Here is a 21,824-nt window from a genome sequence, read left to right on the forward strand (position 1 = left end):
GACATGCGGTTGACCCGGGCGCTGCGCCGGGCTGTCTGAAGCCTGACTGCACTGAACAGGCGTATCTATGTTTCAAGTAGCTGTCGTCATACCCGTGTGGAACGGAGAAGCGGTGATCGGCCGCTGCCTGGAGGCGTTATCCAGGCAGAGCATCCCGCGTGACGCGTATCAGATCATCGTCGTCGACAATGGATCGAGCGATTCGACCGCCGATATAGCGCGCGGCTTCGCGGGCGTGGAGGTAATCGCGGAGACGCGGCCCGGCTCCTATGTCGCGCGCAATTTGGGGATCGGGCGCGTGGATGCGCCGATCACCGCCTTTACCGATGCCGATTGCACGCCGGCGCCCGACTGGCTCGAACAGGTGCTGCGCGCGGCGGCGGCCCATCCGGGCTTCGGCGTGCTCGCTGGCAAGATCGAGCTGTTCGACGAGATCGCGCAGGAGCGCGAGGTGTTCGGCGACTATGAGCGGCTGTTCAGCTTCCCCCAGGCACATGCGGCACGCGGCAATTGCGCTACCGCCAACTGGGCGAGCGAGACGGCGGTATTGAAGCAGCTGGGCGGGTTCGATGCCGCGCTCAAGTCCGGCGGCGACCGGCAGATGGCGCTGCGCATCCGCGAGGCCGGCTACCCGCTGGTCTATGTACCCGAGATGGTGGTGCGCCATCCGGTGCGCGCGAACCGGGCCGAGCTGGTGCGCAAGCGGCAGCGGCTGAGCGGCGGGCGCTGGGATCGCACGGCGAAGCGCCCCAGGCTGGCGCATGTGCTGGGCGTGACCGCGGTGGATACGGTCCGCCGGCTGCGACGCGCGGCGGTCTCGCGTGAACTGTCGCTGCGCCGCCGGCTGGCGGTGATGCTTCTGACCATCGAGCTCGCCGGGGTGGCGGTGGGCGAATTCTTCCATCTCGCCGGGGGACGAAAGGCAGCACGCGACTGATGACGTCCCCGAATTTCTCCGTGGTGATGCCGCTCTTCAACAAGGCCGGCCATGTCCGCGCCGCGATCGACAGCGTGCTGGCGCAGCGCCTGCCGCCCCAGGAGATCGTGGTGATCGACAACCGCTCGACCGATGGCGGGCGGGCGCTGGTCGCCGCGATCGACGATCCGCGCATCCGGCTGCTCGACCTGCCGATCCCGGGGCCGGGCGGCTATGCCGGGCGCAACCTTGGCATCCGCGCGGCAGAGGGCGACTGGATCGCCTTCCTAGACGCCGATGATCTCTGGGCGCCCGAACATCTCGCCCAGCTTGCCGAGGGGATTGCGGCCGATCCGACGGTGTCGGCGGTGGCGACGCGGTTCGACCATGTCTTTGCCGATCGCAGCCAGCAGCAGCGGATCGCGCCGTCGCTCGCGCAGGCGGTGACGCTCGACCTAGCGGGGTTCCTCGATGCGTGGCTGACCGTGCGCGAATGCCCGATGTGGACCGGGGCGATCGCGATCCGGCGTGACGCATTGTTCGCCGCAGGGTTGTTTCCCGAGGGCAAGGCGGTGCGCGGCGGCGACAAGGATTTGTGGCTGCGCGTGCTGGCGCGCGGTAGCCTGCGCTACGACCCGCGGGTGAGCGCGGTATTCCACCGCGACTCCGAGAACAAGGTGAGCAAGTCGACCACGACGCTGGGGCTGCCCTGTCTCGTCGATACCGCGCGCGGACTGATCGATGGAGCGGGGCCGCGCGAGGCGGCATTGCTGCGCCGGCTGGTGAACCAGGAGATCGCGCATTACGCCCGCTATGCGATGAAGCATCCGGGGCGCACCGCGATCCGGGTGGGCGATGTCTATCTGCCCGAAGGCGCCGGCACCGCCGCGCTGCTGCTCGCCGCCAAGCTGATCCCGGCACCGCTCCGGCAATCCGGCCATGCCCTGCGTAACCGGCTGCTTGCCCGCGCGTGAGGCTGGTCCGCATCCTGGGCGCCCTGCTGATCGCGGGGGGCAGCCTCGCGGCGTGGGTGTCCTACGCAGGCGCCTTCGTGCCGACGCTCGACGCTGTCGCTTCCTTCATGCCCCTGTTCGGGCTGATGATCCTGACCGGACTCGCGCTGGGCCGGCGGCTGGGACTGTGGGCGGTCGCGGCGGCACTGCTCGGGCTGGCGCCGGTAGCATTGCGCGTGGTGCCCGAGTTGACCCGCGACGTGCCGCGCGCGCGATCTGGCATGCAGCAGGTGCGGGTGCTCAGCCACAATGTCTGGGTGAAGAACAGCGATCCCGCCGAGACCGCGCAGACGATCCTCGACGCCCGGCCCGATGTGGTGATGCTGCAGGAACTGGACGGCAATTTCCGGCCGATGCTGGCAGCACTGCGCCAGAAACTGCCTTATGGCACCGATTGTCCAAAGGGCTGCGGCATGGCGATCCTCTCGCGCTGGCCGATCGACGACAGCGGCTATCTGCTGCGGGACGAAGCCGGGCGGAAATTCGGGCCGCCCCTGACCTGGGCGCGGATCATCGGGCCCGACCAGCGCCCCTTCACCGTGATGACGCTCCACTATCCGCATCCGACCATGCGCGACCAGGCGGTGCGGATACGCGACATGGCGCAGGCGCTGGCACGGATCGATCGCGAGGGGCTCATCGTTGCAGGCGACATGAACCTCACCCCCTGGGCCGCTGCGATGCATGCGCAAGACCAAGGCTTCGCGCCGCTCACCCGCATGACCCGCGCGCTGCCGAGCTGGCCGCGCGCCCTTCCCGTGCTGCCGATCGACCAGCTCTATGCCGGGCCCGACTGGGGGCTGGTTTCGGCCGAGAAGCTGCCGGCGACCGGATCGGACCACCGGCCGGTGCTCGTCACGCTGGGGCGCCGGTGAAGCGCGCGGCCTGGACCCTGCTGCTCGGCGGCTGTGCGCTGGCGACGCCGGCGCTCGCCCAGCAATCGGACGCGACCGACGGGCTCGGCTCGGTGGCGAGCGAGAATCCTTTCGGGCGCGACCGCAATGTCGGCGTGCTCGAGCGGCGGCGGCCGGATTACACGCCCGAGCCGATCCATGTCGGCACGCTCGAGCTGATGCCGCGCGTGGCGATCGGTGCCGGCTATGACGACAATCTCTATGCCCAGCCCGATGACCGGACCGGCGATGCCTATCTGCGTATCCGGCCGAAAGTCTCGCTGGTGCGGCCCTCGCAGACGCTCAAGCTGAGCCTGGACGGCGAGCTCGACCTTTTGCGCTATGCGAATCGGGCGAGTGAGAATGCTACGCAATATGCGGTGAACGCGAGCGCGCTCTACACGATCAGCAAGTCGGACACGTTCAACCTGGCGTTGCGCAACGGGCGCTACAGCCAGGAGCGCGTCTCGCCCGATTCCCCGACCCAGGCGACTCGGCCGATCCGCTTCACGCTGAGCGAGGGGACGGCGACCTACACCCATGTCTTCAACCGGTTGCGGGTGCGCGGCGTGTTCGATGTCGAGAACCGCAATTATGCCGACAGCGTCACGCCTTCGGGCGCGGCGATCGACCAGGATTTCCGCGATCACACGACCTATACCGGCACGGCGATCGGCGAATATGCGCTGAGCCCGAGCATCGCGCTGTTCGTGGCCGGATCGGTCAACCAGCGCGACTATCGCGAGCGGACCGGGCCGGTGCCGGCGCGCGATTCCTCGGGCTTCGAGCTGGCCGGCGGTGCGAGCTTCGAGCTGGGGCGCAAGGCGCGCGGCGCGCTGCGGCTCGGCTATATCCGCCAGGACTACAAGCCGGCGCAGTTCCAGGACATCTCCGGCTTCCTGGTGCGCGGCGAGCTTGCCTATTTCCTGACGCCGCTGGTGACGATCACCGGCACGATCGACCGCGGCATCCGCGAGACCGGCGTCAACGGCGCGACCGGCTATCTCGCGACCAACATGACGCTGCGCGCGGATTACGAGCTGCTGCGCAATCTCATCCTTGGCGTGGGCGGCGAACTGGAAAAGCGCGACTTCAACAATATCGACCGGAGCGACGATCGCTGGACCTGGCGGGCCAGCGGTTCGTACCTGGTCAGCAAGCGGATGGCGCTGCGGCTCGACCTGCAGCGGCGGACCCAGGCAAGCTGGGGTGTAACGGCGGGGCGCCGGTTTACCGACAACCGGATTTCAATGGGGGTGACCTTCTCGGGCCTATGAGGAGACCCTTGCCATGCCGACGCTGTATATCTCGCCGACCGGAAGCGGTTCGGGCGACGGCTCGAGTGCTGCCAACGCCGCGACGCTGAAGGACCTGCCGAAGCTGATCGCCGCGGCCGGACCGGGCGGGCAGGTGCTGATGCTGGCCGACCAGGGCGCATATACGGCGCCGAGCGAGGCATTGGCGATCGTGGCGGGCGGCTCGGCGAGCGCGCCGGTGACGATCCGGGGCGTCGACAGTGCCGGCAATGCGATGGCGGCGACGATCGTCGGGACGCGGGCCGATCCCTTCGACCCGGCGGGTGCGGACGGCGAGGAAGTGTTCCGGCTGCTGGGCGGGGCGAACAACCTGCGGTTCAGCGACATCGCCTTCGAGAATGTCGGCACCGGCTTCCGGGTGGGCGGCGACCTCAGCAACCTGGTGATCGAGCATGTCGAGGCGCGCAACGTGATGCGCTTCTTCGACAATATCGCCTCGGGCGCGAATGCCGGCGCCAGCATCACCGGGCTGACGATCCGCGACGTGGCGGTGGACGGGTTTTCCAAGGGCGCGATCCGCGTCCAGTACAACAGCAGCAACGTGCTGATCGAGGATGTGCGCGGCGACAGCCAGTTCCAGGACGGCGACAATTTCGCGATCGGCGTGCATATCGACGGCACCGCGCATGACGTGGTGATCGACCATGTCGCGATGCGCAACGCGCTCGACACGGTGAACGACTATCGCAACGGCGACGGCTTCGCGACCGAGCGCGGCACCTACAACATCACGCTGCGCGACGTGATCGCCACCGGCAACAGCGATGGCGGGCTCGACCTGAAGAGCGACAATGTCGTGGTCGATGGCGCGATCGTCTCGGGCAATGGCCGGAACATCCGGCTGTGGGGCGACGGGGCGGTGCTGAGCAACATCGTCAGCCTCGATGCGGGCGCTTCCACCCCTGGCGGCAATCGCGAGCATATCTGGCTGGCCGAAGGCGCCAGCGCGACGATCGACGGGGCGTTCTTCTCCGATCCCGGCTCGCCGACCCTGTTCAACCTGGCCGAGAAGAACGGCGCGCTGACGGTGAACGACTATGCGCTCGCGACCGGGGCGGGCACGGTGGTCTCGAAGAAGGGCACCGGATCGGTGCTGACCTTGAACGGGCAGCAGGCGGTGGTGGCCGCGGGCACCACGGGTGACGACAGGATCGGCGGCACGGCGAGCGCGGACGCGCTGCTCGGCGGCGCGGGCGACGACATGCTTCTCGGCAATGCCGGCGACGATGTGCTGAGCGGCGGGGCGGGCGCGGACATATTGGTCGGCGGCGCGGGGCGCGACCTGCTCAGCTATGCGGGCAGCGCCGCTGGCGTGCAGATCGACCTGGCGCGGCTGACGGCCGCCGGCGGCGATGCGACGGGAGACCTGTTCGACGGGTTCGAGGATGTCGAGGGATCGGCCCTTGCCGATGCGCTTGCCGGCGATGCGGGGGCGAACCGGCTGTTCGGAGGCAATGGCGACGACAGGCTTTCGGGCGGCGCGGGCGACGATCTGCTCGATGGCGGCGCGGGCGCGGACCTGCTCGATGGCGGCGCCGGGATCGACCGGGTGGATTATGGCAGCAGCGCCGCGGGCGTGACGGTCGACCTCGCCAATGGCGCGGCGAGCGGCGGCGAGGCGGCGGGCGACCGGCTGATCGGGATCGAGGCGGTGGAAGGCTCCGCCTTTGCCGACACGCTATCGGGTACCGACGGCGCCGACTGGTTCGGCGGCGGCGCGGGCAATGACCGGATCGACGGGCGCGGCGGTGACGATCTGCTGGTTGGCGGGGCAGGCGCGGACACGCTGATCGGCGGCGCTGGGTTCGACAGCGCGGACTATTCGGGCAGCGGCGCGGCGGTGACGGTCGATCTGGTCGCGGGCACCGGCAGCGGCGGGGACGCGCAGGGGGATGTGCTGTCGGGGATCGAGCGGCTGGTCGGCTCGGGGTTCGACGATGTGCTGAGCGGCGATGCGTTCGACAATGTGCTGGTCGGCGGTGCGGGTGCGGATCGGCTGACCGGCGGCGGGGGCATCGATACCGCCGATTATTCGACCAGCGGCGCGGCGGTGACCGTGACGCTGGGCGGCACCGGCAGCGGCGGCGACGCGCAGGGCGATGTGCTGTCGGGGATCGAGAATCTGGCCGGCTCGGGCTTTGGCGACGTGCTGACCGGGGATGGCACGGCCAATGCGCTGTCGGGCGGTGCGGGCAATGACCGGCTGGTCGGCAATGGCGGCGCGGATCGGCTCGATGGCGGGGCCGGCACCGACGCGGCGGACTTTGCGAGCGGCGCGAGCGGCGTGACGGCGGACCTTGCCGCGGGCACGGCTTCGGGCGGCGTGACCCTGGTGGCGATCGAGGATCTGGTCGGCACCGCCCTTGCCGATGCGCTCTATGGCGATGCCGGTGCCAATCGTCTGGCCGGTGGCGCGGGCGCGGACCTGCTCGACGGGCGCGACGGGTTCGATACGGCGGATTATGCGGGATCGGCGACAGCGGTGCAGGTCGATCTCGCGCTGGCGGTGCAGGCGGATGGCGATCGGCTGGTGAGCATCGAGTCGGTGATCGGCTCGGGCTTCGACGATGTGCTGGCGGGGACGAGTGGCGCCGAGGCGCTCTATGGCGGTGCGGGTGCGGATCGTCTCGAAGGGCGGGGCGGTGACGACCTGCTCCAGGGCGGCGCCGGCGCGGACACGCTGATCGGCGGCGATGGCGTGGACACGGTCGACTTCAGCGCCAATGCGAGCGCGATCTCGATCAACCTGCAGACCGGTGCCAGTACCGGCGGCGATGCCGAGGGCGATCGCTTCGACGGGGTCGAGCGCTTCATCGGCACCAGTTTTGCGGACACGCTGATCGGCGATGGCGGCGACCAGATCCTGATCGGCGGCGCGGGGGGCGACCGGATCGATGGCGCCGGCGGGTTCGATACCCTGGTCTATTCGGGCAGCGCCGCGGCGGTGAAGGTCAACCTGGCGACGGGTGCCGTGTCGGGCGGCGATGCGCAGGGCGACAGCATATCGGGGATCGAGGCGGTGGTCGGCAGCAGCCTTGCCGATACGCTGACCGGCGACGCCAATGCCAACCGGCTCGAGGGTGGCGCCGGCAACGACACGATCGACGGCGGCGCAGGCGCGGACGTGATGATCGGCGGCGCGGGCGACGACAGCTATGTGGTCGACAATGCCGGTGACCAGATCATCGAGGCGGAGGAGGGCGGCACCGACATCGTGCGGACCAGCCTGTCCGCGCTGGCGCTGGCCGATGGCGTCGAGGACCTGAGCTATACCGGAAGCGGCGGTTTCACCGGCACCGGCAACGCGCTGGGCAACAGCATCTACGGCAAGGCGCTCGACGATGCGCTCTACGGGCTCGACGGTGACGACAAGCTGGTCGGCGGCGCGGGTGCGGACCTGCTCGATGGCGGCGCCGGGCGCGACCAGGTCGACTATACCAAGTCGACCGCGATCACCGTGAACCTGGCCACCAATATCAATCATGGCGGCGAGGCCGAGGGTGACCGGCTGGTCAGCATCGAGACCGTGATCGGCTCCAACTATGCCGACAGCATCACCGGCAGCGACGATGCGCTGGTCGGCGACATGCTTTATGGCCGAGGTGGCGACGATGTGCTGATCGGTGGCGCGGGCGACGACCAGCTCGACGGCGGCGCCGGCAACGACGTGCTGCGCGGCGGCACCGGCAATGATCTCTATATCGTCTATGAGGCCGGCGATCAGGTGATCGAGGCGGCGGGCGAAGGGCGCGACCGGGTCCGCACCGCTGCAAGCAACTACACTCTCGGCGCCAATCTCGAGGAACTGGTCTATACCGGCACGGTCGGCGCGACGCTGACCGGCAATGTGCTCGACAATTTCCTGGTCGGCGGCGGAGGCGAGGACCGGCTCTCGGGTGGAGATGGCGCGGACGTGCTGCGAGGCGGCTCGGGCGGCGATCTGCTCGACGGCGGCGCGGGATCGGACACGGTGGAATATGCCGGGTCGCTTGGCGGGGTGCTGGTCAATCTGCGCACCCAGACCGCGAGCGGCGGCGATGCCACCGGCGACAAGCTGACCAGCATCGAGAATGCGCAAGGCTCGGCTTTTGACGACACGCTGCTCGGCAGCACCGGGGCCAATCTGCTGACCGGCGGCGATGGTGCCGACACGCTGTCGGGCGATGACGGCAATGATACGCTCTGGGGCGGGCTCGGCGCCGACCGGCTGGACGGCGGCAAGAATGAGGACCTGCTCTACGGCGAGGACGGGGCAGACACGCTGTATGGCGGCCAGCAGACCGACCGTCTCTACGGTGGGTCGGGCAACGATATGCTGGTCGGCGACAGCGAATGGGTGTCCTCGCTGGCGGCGAAGGACACGCTCGACGGTGGCGACGGCGATGACGTGCTGGTCGGCGACGGGACGAGCATGACCGCGACCGGGGTCGGCGGCGCGGATACGCTGATCGGCGGGCTTGGCAACGACGTGCTCTACGGCGACGCCATGAACATGGCGGCCGGCGCCAAGGGCGGGAACGACAAGCTGACCGGCGGTGGCGGAAGCGACCGCTTCGTCTTCGCGCGCGGTTCGGGCCAGGACGAGATCACCGACTTCACCCGCGGCGGCGCCGAGGCGGACCGGATCGACCTCAGCGCCTTCGACATCGCCTATGAGGCGCTGCGCTTCGCCACGAGCAGCGCCGGGGTGACGATCCAGCTCGGCGGCACCGACACCATCCTGGTGCGCGGCGTAACGTCACTGGATCAGAACGACTTCATCTTCGGCTGATCCTGGATCCAGCCATGCAGCGCGCCTTCGCAGGCCGCGAGCAGTTCGGGCGGGGCCAGGCGGTTGATGTAACCGTCAGAGCCCTGGTCCGATAGCAGCTTGGCGGGGATGCCGCCAACCACGCCGCGATCGGGCACGTCCTTGGTCACCACCGCATTGGCGCCGATCGCAGCCTCCGCGCCGACCTGGATGCCGCCGATCACCTTGGCGCCCGAGCCCAGGAAGGTGCGGTCGCCGATCACCGGCGCGCCGCGCTTGGCGCCGCGGTTCATATAACCAAGCACCACGCCGTGGGTGATGTTGACGTTGCTGCCCAGCACCGTGTCGCCATGGAAGTAGAAGCCGCCGAACCGGTTGAGGAACAGGCCCGGGCCGATCTCCATATATTCGGGGATGGCAAAGCCGTATTTGTAGCGGGCGCGCAGCAGCAGCCATTTGGCGAGCGGATAGAAGCCGAACGCCTTGGCCGGCTTGAGCTTGAGCCAGCCGGCGGTGCGCATCAGCACCGTGTATTTATAGCCCGGGGTGAAGGCATAATGCTTGAGGAAGGCGCCCGTGCTGACCCGGCCCGCATAGCGGTACAGGTCGGCGGCGAGCAGCGCCTTCAGCTTGGCGAAGCTGACCGGGCAGCCGCGCAGATGCGGCTTGCCGGTTTCGGGCAAGGGGTCAGCGTGAGTCAGCTCTGGCGCCGGATCGGGCGCGAAGCTTGCGGTGGCCATGTCCATCAGAAATAGCGCTCCCCGAATCGGATCGTGTCACCGGGCAGCACGGCGAAATCTGCGGTGAGCGGATAGGCGCGCTCGCCGGGCTCGCCCGATCGCTTGAGGAAGACGCGCTTCTCGTTTGCCCGGTAGGTGAAGCCGTCCGCCTTGGCGACGGCGCCACGGATGGTGAGGCCCTGGGTATAGGGATACTCACCCGGCTTGTTGACTTCGCCCAGGATATAGACCGGGCGGAAGCTGGCGACCTGCACCGAGACCTTGGGCTGGAGCAGATAGCCTTCGCGAAGCTGGGTCTCGATCGCCTTGGAGAGCTGGTCCGGCTCAAGGCCGGCCGCCTTGACCTCGCCGATCAGCGGGAAGGCGATGGTGCCTGCCGGCGTCACTTCGAAATCGCCGCTGAGCGCGACTTCGCCATAGGTGGCGACTTTCACCTTGTCGCCGGGCGACAGGGTGAAGGCGGCGGAGGCCGGCGGCGGCGCACCGGTGCCGGCAAGCGGGGTCTGGCCGGCGCAGCCGGCAAGCATCGCAAGCGCCCCCGCCAGCGCGATCTGCATGTGCCACTTCATGAGGTTACTCCCTGACGCAGACGTACATTGTCGTTGAGGCTGGGCGCTGGGGCGGGCGGCGCGGCGAGCGCGGCCTCGATCCGGTCCCAGTAGTTTGTCGCGGCCCGTTCGACGCCGTAATCGAGCGAGCGTGCGCGGGCGGCAGCGCCACAGGCAGTGCGGCGCGGCTCGGACAGCACCCGGCGCAGGGCCGCGGCAAAGGCATTGACGTCATCGGTGGGAACCAATGCCCCGGCCTCGACATCGATCCCGGCATTGATCGCATGCCGGGGGCTGTTCGCCAGAATCTCGGACGGGCCGGAGGCGCAGTTGGTGGCGACCACCGGCACGCCGCAGGCCATCGCCTCGACCAGGCCATTGGGGAAACCCTCGGCATTGGAGGGCATCGCATAGGCGCGGGCGCGGGCGAGCAGCGCATAGGGATTGGCGATGAAGCCCGGCATGTCGACCCGGTCGGCGATGCCGAGCGAGGCGGCGAGCGTGGCGAGCGCGGTGCGCTCCGGTCCCTCGCCGAGGATCAGCAGCCGCTCCGGCAGGTCGGCCCGGGCATAGGCACGCAGCAGCAGGGCGAAATTCTTGTTGGGCACCAGCCGGCCGGCGGCGACGATATAGGGACCGCTGGGGACGAAGGCTGGTTCCTCGGCGGCGAGCCGGGCGATCGCGTCATGATCGACCGGGTTGGCGATCGCCGACATGCGGGCGCGGCGGACGCCGAAATTGTCGGCGAGATCGTCGACCACCCCTTCCGATACCGCGATGACATGGGCGGCGCGGGGATAGGCGAAGCGGACCATCGCCCGGGCGGCATGGGCCGAGGCGTTGCTGCCGAGATGGGCACTGGTGTTGACCCGCTCGCTGATCAGCCAGGGCCTGCCGCGCCCGGCCATCGCCCAGGCATTGGCGACATTGGCGCGCGTGAGGAAGCTGAGCGTCGCATCGGGCTGGAGCCGGCCGAGCAGCCCGCGCAGCTGGGTGAGGCTGGGCAGCAATTTATGCCGGGCATCGAGCTGATGCACCTGCACCCAATCGGGCACGCTATAGGCACGCTCCTCATCGTCGAGCAGTGCCAGGTGAATATCGTAACGGTTGCGCCACGGTGCGGAGCCACCGAGCAAAGTCGTGAGCACGCGCTCGGCACCACCGCCGGCGAGTGAATTGATCGCGAATACTATTCGCTTGTTGTTCGGCATCGTCCCTCGCTCGCTTTCGCGCGAAATACGGCCCCCTTGCAACAAGGCGTACCACGGCGATTTGCTGCATTGCACCACGCTGCGCACCGCCCTGCCGCCCGGGCGGGGCAACTGGCCGATTAGGGGCCGCCGCGAGGTGGTCTTGGCCCGTCATGCGGGTCATCAGCGGACATCGACGAACGACACGAAAGGTGCGCGATGGGCCTGGAACAAGGCGGTATCCGCCGGGTCGAATGCCTTGACGGGTTGCGCGGGCTGGCAGCGCTCTGGGTGCTGATCGGGCACATGATGATCCTCACCGGCTTCCGGCTGCCGCTGCTGAGCAAGCCCGATCTGGGCGTGGACCTGTTCATCCTGCTCTCGGGCTTCCTGATGGTGTTCCAGTATCAGCTACGCGCCGGCAGCGAGGACTGGAACACGCCCGGCACCTGGGCGAGCTTCTGGGCGCGGCGCTTCTTCCGGCTGGCGCCGCTCTTCTATGTGACGCTGGCGGCGGCGCTGATCGCGGGCCCGGCCATCTATGAGAGCCGGGTGGCGATCGACAGCTTCCTCGGCCAGGGTCTCCAGCCGGCCGAGCGCTATACCGACGCAAGCCTGGCCAATGTCACGGCGCATCTGAGCTTCGTGTTCGGCCTGCTGCCCGACTATGCCTTCCGTACCCCGCTGCCCGACTGGAGCCTGGGGCTCGAGATGCAATTCTACGCGGCCTTCCCCTTCCTGGTGCTGCTGGCCCGGCGGGCGGGCTGGGTGCCGGCGGCGCTGATCGCGGCAGGCATCGGCGTGGCGCTGGCACTGGCGGCGGGGGCGATCGGGCTCGACTGGCCGATGCCGAGCTTCCTGCCACTCAAGCTGCACCTGTTCCTGTGCGGCATGCTGATCGCCGCCGACGCCGGACCGGGCAAGCGGATCTGGCTGCACCTGGCCGCGGCGGTGCTGCTGGCGGCGATCCCGATCGGCGGCGATCAGGACGTGCTGCACTTCGTGGTGCGCGAGGGCGTGGTGCTCGGCTTCTTCGCGCTGGTGCATCTGCGGCGGCTGGGCCCGATCGACGGGGTGGCGAAGCTGCTCGGCAGCAAGCCGTTCCACTGGCTGGGCGAGCTCAGCTACGGCACCTATCTGATCCACCTGCTGATCCTGCAGCCGGTGGCGGCGGCGGTGATCGGGCGCTTCGGCACCGGGCTGGGCGCGCTCGGGCGCTTCGTGCTGACCGGGGCGGTGGTGGTGCCGCTGACCTATGCGCTGGCGTTCGTCACCTACAAGCTGGTCGAGCTGCCCGGGCAGAAGCTGGGCAAGGCCGTGATCCGGCGCGTGACGGGCAGTTCCGGCCGGGCCCGGCAGACCGTGCCGGAGGAACTGGCGGCGCCCTGATGACCTTGCGTTCCTTGTCACCCCGGGGCTCGACCCGGGGGGCGCTTCCGCCCGGCAAGTCCTGATGTAACGGGACCCCGGCCAAGGCCGGGGTGACGGATGCCGGAGCACTACCCGAACACGAAGTCGCTGGGGCTCAGGCTCTGGGCGCCGCGGACGAAGATGGTGTCGGTGCCGATGCCGACGCGGATGCCGTCCGCGCTGCCGGCGAAGCTCAGCTGCTCATAGGCAATGTCGAAGGCGCTGAGATCGATATGGTCGCCCTCGCTCGACGCGAAGTCGCTGATCTCGTCGCTGCCCGAGCCGGGGGCGAAGACGAACCAGTCGGCGCCGGCACCGCCGACGAGCAGGTCGTTGCCGCCGCCGCCGATCAGGTGATCGGGGCCGGGGCCGCCATAGAGCTTGTCGGCGCCGCCGGTAACGTTGCCGCTCATGTCGCGGCCATCGCCATAGAGCCAGTCATTGCCGTCGCCGCCCTCGAGCGTGTCGGCGCCGCCCCGGGCGTCGTCCTTCATCACGTCGCCGTCGCCGATCAGGATATCGTCGCCGGCGCCGCCGACCAGCCGGTCGTTGCCGCCCTTGCCGCTGGCATAGAGGTTGGTCGCGTCGCCGATCAGCAGATCGGCATCGTCGCCGCCGTCGAGCTGGTCGTTGGCGCCCTGGCTGCTCAGCCATTCCTGGTCGCCGACCAGCCGGTCCGCGCCGGTGCCGCCGATCAGCGTATCCGATTGCCAGCCGCCGAGCAGGCTGTCGGCGCCGGCCTGGCCCTGGAGCAGGTCTTCGCCGTTGCCGCCGGTGAGCGTATCGGCACCGGTGTTGCCGGCTATCATGTCATTGCCGTCGAGGCCGGAAAGCGTGTCGCTGCCCGCGCCGCCGATCATCGAATTGGCGAGGGCATTGCCGCTGCCGGTGAAGTCGGCAGCGCCGCGGCGGATCAGGTCCTCGATATTGGCGGCGAGCGTGTAGCCGGCGAGCGTGGTCTCGACGCGATCGAGGCCGGCGCCCGCCGCCTCCGTGATCCGGTCGCCCGTGTTGTCGACCAGGAAGATGTCGTCGCCCGTGCCGCCCGTCATCGCATCGGCGGTGGCGGTCGCAGGGAGCGGGAGCAGCGCGATATAGGAAGTCGCGCCCGGGGAGGCGCTGCCCTGGTCCACGGTCAGCGTCTCGCGGATCGTGTTGGCGCCGCCGAGGCCCGGGAGGCTGGCCTGGGTCGCGAGGGTCGCCAGCTCCGAATGGGTGATCTCGGTACCGCGGAGCATCAGCTTGCCGCTCGACGAGATCACCTTGGTGCGCGAGCCGGCATCGTCGAAGCGGCCGCCGATCACGGTGACATTGGCGGCGGTATCGAGCCAGAGCTGGTTCTGCTCGGAGATGCCGCCGCGCAGCACCGGGTTGAGCCCGACCGGGTCGATCAGCGTTGCCTCGCCCCATAGCCGATAGTTGCGGCCATTCTCCTCGCTGAGCGCGCGGACCAGCACGGTGCCGTTCGACTTGAGGTCATAGCCGCCATCGCTGTTGCCGCGCGCTTCGGTATCGATGAAGCGGATGTCATAGGCGCCGCGCTCGGTGGCGAAGCCGTCGCCATTGTAATAGGCGCCGGCGGTGCTCTGGACATTCTCCATCACGACCTGGTTGAGCGTGACGTTGTGGACGGTGCCGTCGAGATGGACACCGGCGGGCAGGTCATCCCCGAGTTGCCCGGCCATGTCGGCGCGGACATTGTCGATCAGGACGTTGCTGGTGTCGTACTGGAGGCGGATCGCGGTCTTGGAGAAGCCCAGCACATCGATGTCGCGCAGCGTCAGGCCGGTGATCGTCGCGGTGCCCGAGGCGGCACTGGAATAATCCTCGAAGAAGCGGCGGACATTGTTGGCATCGACGCCCTCGATCCGCAGGTTGCTGAGGTCCGCAGTGACGCGGAAGGCGGTGCCGACATTGTCGATCTGGAGGTCGCGGAACACCAGGTTGTTCGCGCCGGTGCCGAGCTTGAACAACTCGTTGCCGGCGACATCGCCCGCCTGCCAGTTTTCGGGGCGCGATCCGGCGAACTGGGCCTGCATCGGGTTACCGGTGGAATCGATCCCGCGCACGGTCACCGGATTGCCGTCGGTGCCGCCGCGCGTGATGCCGAGGATGCCGGTGACGTTGTAGTCGCCCTGGTCGGCGACGAGCAGCACTTCGCCGCCGGGGCCGGCTTTTCCGATCAGCGTGTTGAGCGAACCGATCGACGCTGCGTTGTTGATGTCCCGGCCGCTTTTGTCTCCGGATCCGGCTGGCGAGATGTACAGGCTAGGCATGGCAGCGATCCCTTGCTGTTCTTGGCCCGGCTAACATCGATCAAGATCGCTTCCGTGTTGCGTCGCAGCATGGTTAAGCGCGGATTATGCTGATTGCCGGAGAGGTTGTTGCGATGGACCGTCGCGGACTTATCGTTTCGATTGCGGGACTTGCAGCGGGAAGTGCATGCACTGCACGGGAGCCGGCGAGTGAGGTCGCCGGAAGGCCGCCACTGGCGATCGATGCCGACGGAGATGGGCGCTGGCGGGTACGGAGCTGGGCGTGGCGCGGGGATGCCTGGCGGCCGGCGATCGCGCATGCCGTGGCGGGCGTTGCTGGGATTGAGATTTCGGGGAAGATCGATGCGGCGGATCGGGCGGAGGTGATGGCTCGGCTCGGATGATCCCGTTCCCCTCCCTGAAAGGGAGGGGTTAGGGGTGGGTTCTTGCACGCGATACGGCGAAGTGTGCGCAAGGCTTTCCGTATCGCCAAGCCTCCACCCACCCCCGGCCCCTCCCTTCCAGGGAGAGGAGTATAGGTTCAGCCTTCCACCGTCCCCGGCAGGCCGGATGCCCGCGACTTTGCCCGCCCCGGGGCAAGCGCGCTGCGATAGACTGCCAGCGTGTCCTCGGCCGCGCGATCCCAGCTGAAGCGGGCGCGGACGGTGTCGCTGTCGATCCGGAAGGCGGCGCGGTCGGTATCGAGCAACTCGGTGAGCGCGGCGACATCGCCGACCGGGAAATAGTTTCGCGGTTCCAGGCCGATGTCGAGATTGGCGGGGATGTCGCTGAGCAGCATGGGCGCGCCGCAGCTTGCGGCTTCGAGCGCGGCGATCGGCAGCCCTTCATGATGGCTGGGCATCACGAACAAGGCGCAATTCTCATAGAGGCATTTGAGCGTCGCGCGCGACTGGACTCCGGCGAAGATCACCCGGTCGCCGGCGCGGGCCATGAGTTCGCGGGCATAGTCGCTTTCATGATCCGCGGCACCGGCGATGACCAGCCTGGTGGTGGACCTGGAGGCGTGCAAGGCGTCGATCAGGTCGTGCAGGCCCTTTTCGGGGACCAGCCGGGCGACGGCGAGCAGGTAGCCGCCGCGCTCCACCCCGATCCGCTCCAGCACCAGATCGGGATCGGCATCGCCGGGCAGGTCCGAAGTGCCGTTGGGAATATAGCTGATCCGCTGCGCGCGCGCCGGGAACTGGCGCTTGAGCTGGGTCGCCAGCGACGGCGAGACGGCGATCACCCGGTCGGCGAAGTTGAGCGCGAGCCATTCGCCCGCGCGCAGCGCGGTGCGCGCGACCTTGCCCCATTTGGCGCGGTGATAATCGGTGCCGTGATGCGTCACGATTACCTTGAGGCCGAGCAGGCGGGCAAAGGGCGCGAGCAGGCCGGGGCCGATCGCGTGGATATGGACCAGGTCCGCGCCGCGCTTGCGGGCGGAGAGCACCGCGAGGAAGGTCGAGACGATCGCTTCGAGATGCTGGGAGCGCGGGCAGGGGATGCCGATGATCTCGACTCCGCGATGCTCGTTATGTGCGGCGGGCAGATAGGGCGCTCGGCCGAGCACCACCGAGCGGTGATCGGGCCACAGCGCCTTGATTCGCGGCAGCAGCTCCTCGCAATGGCTCTCGATCCCGCCCATCACGTGCGGGAAGCCGCGCAACCCGGTCACGCAGATCATGGGGGCGTCGCCCGCAGGCGTGCTTGTCCGTTGCAGCATGTTCTTACTCCATACACGCCCGGCCGGTTTTCCCGGCTCAGGCCACCGCTGCCATCGGTCCTCTTCCACCCTGTTCTATTTCACTCAGATACCAGTCGACGAACCGCTCGATGCCCTGTTCGAGCGCGACCTTGGGGCTGTATCCGGTGAGATCGCGGATCGCCGAGATGTCGGCATAGGTCGCGGTCACGTCGCCCGGCTGCATCGGGCGCATCAGCTTGACCGCCTGGCGGCCGAGCGCGCGCTCGAGCGTCGCGATCATGTCCATCAGGCCGACCGGATTGCAGTCACCGATGTTGAGGAGGCGATGCTCGCCATCCGCCGGGGGCTTGTCGAGCACGCCGACCACTCCGTCGACGATGTCGTCGATATAGGTGAAGTCGCGCGCCATTCTGCCCTCGCCATAGACCTCGATCGGCTGGCCGAGCAGGATCTTCTGGGCGAAGCCGAAATAGGCCATGTCGGGCCGGCCCCAGGGGCCGTAGACCGTGAAGAAGCGCAGGCCGCTCATCCTGAGGCCGTAGAGCGTGGCATAGCTCTGGCTCATCAGCTCGCAGCTTCGCTTCGTTGCCGCATAGAGCGAGACCGGCGCGGTGCAGGGCTCGTCCTCGCGGAAGCCGCTACCGCCAAGCGGGCGCTCGCCATAGACCGAGCTCGACGAGGCATAGACGAGATGCTCGACATTGCCCGCCTGCCGCGCCGCCTCGAGCACCGCGAGGTGGCCCTTCAGGTTGCTGTGCTCATAGGCGAAGGGGTTCTCGATGCTGTAGCGCACCCCTGCCTGGGCGGCGAGATGGACGATGCGCCGGACGCCATTGCCCGCCACCAGCTCGGCAAGCAGCTCCGGGCTGGCGATGTCGCCGCGGACCAGCCGGAAGTCGAAATTGTCGACCAGCCGGGCGACCCGCGCTTCCTTGAGCGCGACGTCGTAATAGTCGGTGAAATTGTCGAGGCCAATCACGCGCTCGCCGCGCGCCAGCAGCCGCTCGGACACCGCATGGCCGATGAAGCCAGCGGCGCCCGTCACGAGGACGGGGCCGCCGACCGTCACGCTGCCTGCCTCTCGTTAGAGGTCTCGGCATCCTCCTCCAACTTGCCCGGCCGGCCGACGCTGACATAGCGCAGGCCCGCTTCCTCCGCCCGGGCGGGCGGGTAGATGTTCCTGAGATCGACCAGCAGCGGATCGGCCATGATCCCGGCGAGGCGCTTGAGGTCGAGGGCGCGAAACGCATCCCATTCGGTGACGATCACCGTCGCCGCCGCACCTTCCGCCGCTTCATAGGCGGAGCCTGCATAGTCGACATTGTTCAGCACCGCTTCGGACGCGGCCATGCCCTCGGGATCATAGGCGCGGACCTTCGCGCCGGCATCCTGCAGCGCCTGGATGATCGCGATCGACGGGGCGTCGCGCATGTCGTCGGTATTGGGCTTGAAGGTGAGGCCGAGCACCGCGACCGTGCGGCCGCGCACCGGGCCCGCAATCGCGTTCAGCACCTTGCGGCCCATGGCGCGCTTGCGCTGGTCATTGACCGCGATCGTCGCCTCGATCAGCCGCAGCGGCGTCTCGTAATCCTGCGACGTCTTCATCAGCGCCAGCGTGTCCTTGGGGAAGCAGGAACCGCCATAGCCGGGGCCGGCATTGAGGAACTTGGAGCCGATCCGGTTGTCGAGCCCGATGCCGCGCGCGACTTCCTGGACATCGGCGCCGACGCGCTCGCACAGCTCGGCGATCTCGTTGATGTAGGTGATCTTCATCGCGAGGAACGCGTTGGCGGCGTATTTGGTCAGCTCGCTGGTGCGGCGCCGGGTGAAAAGTATCGGCGCCCGGTTGAGCGAGAGCGGGCGATAGACTTCCTCGAGCGGCGCGCGGGCGCGCTCGTCCTCGATGCCGATCACCACGCGGTCGGGGCGCTTGAAGTCCTCGATCGCGGCGCCTTCGCGCAGGAACTCGGGGTTCGAGGCGACGGCGAACTCGGCGACGGGATTGCACTCGCGGATGATCCGCTCGACTTCGTCGCCGGTGCCGACAGGCACGGTCGACTTGGTGACGATCACGGTGAAGCCGTTAAGCGCGCCGGCGATCTCGCGGGCGGCGCCGTGGACATAGGAGAGGTCGGCATGGCCGTCGCCGCGCCGGCTGGGGGTGCCGACCGCGATGAACACGACATCGGCGGTGCCGACCGCTTCGGAAAGCTCGGTGGTGAAGGACAAATTGCCCGCCGCGACATTGCGCGCGACCAGCTCGTCCAGCCCCGGCTCATAGATGGGGATGCCGCCGGCCTTGAGGCGGGCGATCTTGTTCGCGTCCTTGTCGACGCAGGTCACGTGATGGCCGAAATCGGCAAAGCACGCGCCCGAAACCAGCCCGACATAGCCGGACCCGATCATCACGATACGCATTACGCACTGCTCCCTGTACGCGGAGACGCAAGTTTTCTTTTGCGTGTGCGAACACTCTTCTTGCGCGCTCGTGTCGTCAACTTGCCAGCTTTGAGCTGAGGGAAATCGGCGGCGAAATGAACCGGGCGTCATTTTGGGGCTAAATTACGCTGCGCCGCACAAATATTGCGAATTCGCAACGAATGGCTCGCGCCTGCACTAGAACGAGGGCAAGGCAATTCGGCTCCGCCGGTCGCAAACGCTTCGGCCTGATCTTGCCACGCATTGGCGGCAGAGTAGGATCATCTGCGACAAGCCGTGGGAAGATTGAGGATGCTCGAAGCGCAACGGGCGGCGTTTTTCGCCGAGTTGCCGGTTTCGCCGGCCGTTCGCCGCGACCGGCTGCGCCGCGCCGCGCTGATGCTAGAGCAGAATGCCCGGGGAATGGCCGAATCACTCATGCGCGACCAGGCGGCCCAGGATGCCGAGTCGGCGATGCGCGACGAGGTGGTGCCGGGGCTGCGTGTCCTGGGCGAGGCCCGGCAACAGGTGGCGAACTGGATACGGCCCGAGGCCGGGCGCGGGTTGCTCGGCCGGCTGTGGCCAGGCGGTGACAGGCTGGAATATCAGCCGGTCGGCGTGGTCGGCATCATGGCGCCGGCCGCGCTGCCGCTGATGCGAACCGCCTGCCTGCTCGCCGGCGCACTGGCGGCAGGAAATCGCGTGATGCTGCGGCTGGACGCCGCTTCGTCGCATCTGGATGCGCTGCTGCGCGAACTGGCCCCCCGATATTTCGATCCGCGCGAACTGGCGGTGATGCCCGAAGACGCGGATGAGGCCGGACTTGACCTGTTGGTCTCGGGCGAGCCGGCAGGAGAGGCGGCGGGCGCACTTCCGGCGCGGACGGGCAAATCGGCGGTTATCCTCGGGCGGTCGGCGAAATTCCCGCGGGCGGCCGGCGAGGTGATTGCGGCCAGGCGGTTCGACGGCGGTCGGGCGTTGCTTGCACCCGACTATATGCTGGTGCCGGCAGAGCAGGGGGAAGCGATCGCTGCCTGGCTGTGGCGCGGGGCGATGCAGCCGGGAGCCGACCAGGCGCCGCCGCTTTCGGCCGAGGCATCCGACCGGCTGGCGGCTCTGTTGGAGGACGCGCGCGCGCGAGGCGGCGAGGTGATGAGCGCGGAGCCGCGTGGCGCGGGCATGCCGCTGCACATCGTCCGCCACGCAACACCGGACATGCGCGTGATGCGCGAGGAGATCGCCGGGCCGATCCTGCCGCTCAGCAACTATGCGCGGATCGAGGACGCGATCGCCTGGACGAACCGCCTCCCGCCAGCACCCGCGCTCTATTATCTGGGACAGGACGCGGCCGAACGCCGGCGCGTGGCGCAGGGGACCTTGTCTTCGCTCTTCGCCGCGGATGGACAGATGCTCGCGGCAATACGGGGTTCGGCTGGCACCCCGGAGATTCCGTTGCCTGCCGGCGAGGCCGAAGCGGGGTTCCGGCGGTTCAGCCGGGTGCGGCGGACCTGCCGCCGGTCCTGGCTTGGGTCCGGCGGCTCTCCGGTTCGCGAGGCCGAGGCACTGGGCGGCGCCGAGCCTGCGTTGCGCTGAGCCCGGCAGGGCCACGCTGCATCGCAACCGGCTGGCGGGGCCGCGCATCGCGCGACTAGCCCGGGGGCATGACCGACAGGCCGCTTCGCTTCGCTCCTTCGGTCCGGATCGCTGCCGAGGGCGAGCCGGTCTATGTCGTGCGCTCCGGCGCGACCTATCGCGGCGTGCATGCCCGCGATGTCGGCAACGGGCTGTTCGTGATCCGCGACTCGGTGCGCGGCGTACGGATCGCCGACATCGAAGTGGCGGGCGGCTACCGGGTGATCGAGAATAGCTCCGTCCCGCGCGCGGCGGGTGCCGATTGCGTGGGGCTGCGCGTGCGCGGAGCCAGGGCGGCCGATCTGCGTCGCAGCTTCGCCCGTATCCGCTATGCCAGCCATGACGGGGTGATCGAGGACGTGACCGCCAGCGGCACGCTCACCACAGGCGCGCATGATCTGCCAGTGGGCATTGGCTTCCAGGACACCGCGCATGACTTCCGGCTCGAGCGCTGCACGATGCGGGGCTTTCGCTGGAAGCGCGGCGACAACAAATATTGGAACGGCGACGGCTTCTCGACCGAGCGCGGCAATGCGCGGTTCGTGTTCAAGCAGTGCGCGGCCTGGGACAACAGCGATGGCGGGTTCGACCTGAAATCGAGCGAGACCCTGCTCGACGACTGCACCAGCGGCCGCAACGCGCGCAATTTCCGGCTGTGGTCGAGCATCCGGGCGACGCGGCTGACCAGCGTGAATCCGCAGAAGATCGGCGGGATCGGGGACACCAATCATTTCGCGATCATGGCGGCGCAGGGCGTGCGCGAGCCGCTCGTGATCCGCATCGAGCACCTGGCGGTGAAGAGCGACAAGGCATGGCCGATCTTCGACGTGCATGACGGCCCCGCGCACATCATCATCGGCTCGCACGACATCCAGGTGCCGCCCGGCACGCCGCTGGTCCGCCCGCGCGGCAAGGGATCGGTGCCTGGCGGGATCTCCTTTGCGGGTGCTCCGCCGAAGCTCTGAGTCTGTTTGGAAGTGCGCGAAAGAGCGCATTTCCAGGCGGTACCAGCCCGCTCCTCCACCCGGCCACCCATAG

Annotated in this window: 15 protein-coding genes; 8 read left to right on the plus strand and 7 right to left on the minus strand. The window is 68.5% G+C overall.

Annotated elements, in window-relative coordinates; genetic code table 11:
• Nucleotides 1–67 precede the first annotated feature (67 nt).
• Genes AC1RJ5_RS17795 through AC1RJ5_RS17815 form a run of 5 tightly spaced genes read left to right on the plus strand, consistent with a single transcriptional unit; the run spans nt 68 to nt 8,909 of the window.
• A complete protein-coding gene (locus tag AC1RJ5_RS17795) occupies nt 68–937 on the plus strand; it encodes a glycosyltransferase family 2 protein (protein ID WP_493114820.1) in 870 nt (289 codons plus the stop codon).
• The gene (locus tag AC1RJ5_RS17800) at nt 937–1,890 is read left to right on the plus strand and encodes a glycosyltransferase family 2 protein (RefSeq protein ID WP_493114822.1); all 954 of its coding nucleotides are present in this window, start codon (nt 937–939) and stop codon (nt 1,888–1,890) included. Before AC1RJ5_RS17795 ends, AC1RJ5_RS17800 begins: the two co-directional genes overlap by 1 nt.
• Entirely contained in the window at nt 1,887–2,804 is a 918-nt protein-coding gene (locus AC1RJ5_RS17805; protein ID WP_493114824.1) for an endonuclease/exonuclease/phosphatase family protein, read from the plus strand. Before AC1RJ5_RS17800 ends, AC1RJ5_RS17805 begins: the two co-directional genes overlap by 4 nt.
• A complete protein-coding gene (locus AC1RJ5_RS17810) occupies nt 2,801–4,099 on the plus strand; it encodes an outer membrane beta-barrel protein (protein ID WP_493114826.1) in 1,299 nt (432 codons plus the stop codon). The genes AC1RJ5_RS17805 and AC1RJ5_RS17810 overlap by 4 nt, the downstream gene beginning before the upstream one ends.
• Before the next feature lie 13 nt (nt 4,100–4,112).
• Nucleotides 4,113–8,909 (plus strand): beta strand repeat-containing protein, encoded by a 4,797-nt coding sequence (locus AC1RJ5_RS17815; RefSeq protein ID WP_493114828.1) that lies wholly within the window; start codon nt 4,113–4,115, stop codon nt 8,907–8,909.
• Here the strand turns inward: AC1RJ5_RS17815 and AC1RJ5_RS17820 are convergent.
• The 3 genes from AC1RJ5_RS17820 to AC1RJ5_RS17830 are packed head-to-tail and all read right to left on the minus strand — an operon-like array spanning nt 8,885 to nt 11,387.
• Entirely contained in the window at nt 8,885–9,628 is a 744-nt protein-coding gene (locus AC1RJ5_RS17820; protein ID WP_493114830.1) for a serine acetyltransferase, read from the minus strand. The two genes, AC1RJ5_RS17815 and AC1RJ5_RS17820, sit on opposite strands and share 25 nt — an antisense overlap.
• A gap of 5 nt (nt 9,629–9,633) precedes the next feature.
• On the minus strand, nt 9,634–10,197 hold the full coding sequence (locus AC1RJ5_RS17825; RefSeq protein WP_269572793.1) for a polysaccharide biosynthesis/export family protein: 564 nt from the start codon (nt 10,195–10,197) through the stop codon (nt 9,634–9,636).
• Nucleotides 10,194–11,387: a glycosyltransferase gene (locus AC1RJ5_RS17830; RefSeq protein ID WP_493114832.1), complete on the minus strand. Its 1,194-nt coding sequence runs from the start codon at nt 11,385–11,387 to the stop codon at nt 10,194–10,196. Before AC1RJ5_RS17830 ends, AC1RJ5_RS17825 begins: the two co-directional genes overlap by 4 nt.
• Nucleotides 11,388–11,585: 198 nt before the next feature.
• On the opposite strand from AC1RJ5_RS17830, the gene AC1RJ5_RS17835 reads away from it, so the two are divergent.
• Entirely contained in the window at nt 11,586–12,755 is a 1,170-nt protein-coding gene (locus AC1RJ5_RS17835) for an acyltransferase family protein (RefSeq protein ID WP_493114834.1), read from the plus strand.
• Nucleotides 12,756–12,865: 110 nt separating this feature from the next.
• Here the strand turns inward: AC1RJ5_RS17835 and AC1RJ5_RS17840 are convergent, their stop codons facing one another.
• From AC1RJ5_RS17840 to AC1RJ5_RS17855, 4 genes are all read right to left on the minus strand, one after another.
• Nucleotides 12,866–15,052 carry a calcium-binding protein gene (locus AC1RJ5_RS17840; protein ID WP_493114836.1) on the minus strand — a complete coding sequence of 729 codons (2,187 nt, stop codon included), beginning with the start codon at nt 15,050–15,052 and terminating at the stop codon, nt 12,866–12,868.
• A 520-nt stretch (nt 15,053–15,572) separates the two neighbouring features.
• Nucleotides 15,573–16,754 carry a glycosyltransferase family 4 protein gene (locus AC1RJ5_RS17845; protein ID WP_493114838.1) on the minus strand — a complete coding sequence of 394 codons (1,182 nt, stop codon included), beginning with the start codon at nt 16,752–16,754 and terminating at the stop codon, nt 15,573–15,575.
• A gap of 37 nt (nt 16,755–16,791) precedes the next feature.
• Nucleotides 16,792–17,805 carry an NAD-dependent epimerase/dehydratase family protein gene (locus AC1RJ5_RS17850; RefSeq protein WP_342249580.1) on the minus strand — a complete coding sequence of 338 codons (1,014 nt, stop codon included), beginning with the start codon at nt 17,803–17,805 and terminating at the stop codon, nt 16,792–16,794.
• Entirely contained in the window at nt 17,802–19,154 is a 1,353-nt protein-coding gene (locus AC1RJ5_RS17855; protein ID WP_269572787.1) for a UDP-glucose dehydrogenase family protein, read from the minus strand. Before AC1RJ5_RS17855 ends, AC1RJ5_RS17850 begins: the two co-directional genes overlap by 4 nt.
• Nucleotides 19,155–19,466: 312 nt before the next feature.
• Between AC1RJ5_RS17855 and AC1RJ5_RS17860 the strand changes: the two genes are divergently transcribed.
• Together AC1RJ5_RS17860 and AC1RJ5_RS17865 are read left to right on the plus strand one after the other, a co-directional pair.
• On the plus strand, nt 19,467–20,747 hold the full coding sequence (locus tag AC1RJ5_RS17860; RefSeq protein WP_493114840.1) for an aldehyde dehydrogenase family protein: 1,281 nt from the start codon (nt 19,467–19,469) through the stop codon (nt 20,745–20,747).
• A 68-nt stretch (nt 20,748–20,815) separates the two neighbouring features.
• On the plus strand, nt 20,816–21,751 hold the full coding sequence (locus AC1RJ5_RS17865; RefSeq protein ID WP_269572785.1) for a hypothetical protein: 936 nt from the start codon (nt 20,816–20,818) through the stop codon (nt 21,749–21,751).
• Nucleotides 21,752–21,824 lie beyond the last annotated feature (73 nt).

Source organism: Sphingomonas sp. GW822-FHT03G08, from assembly GCF_058801135.1.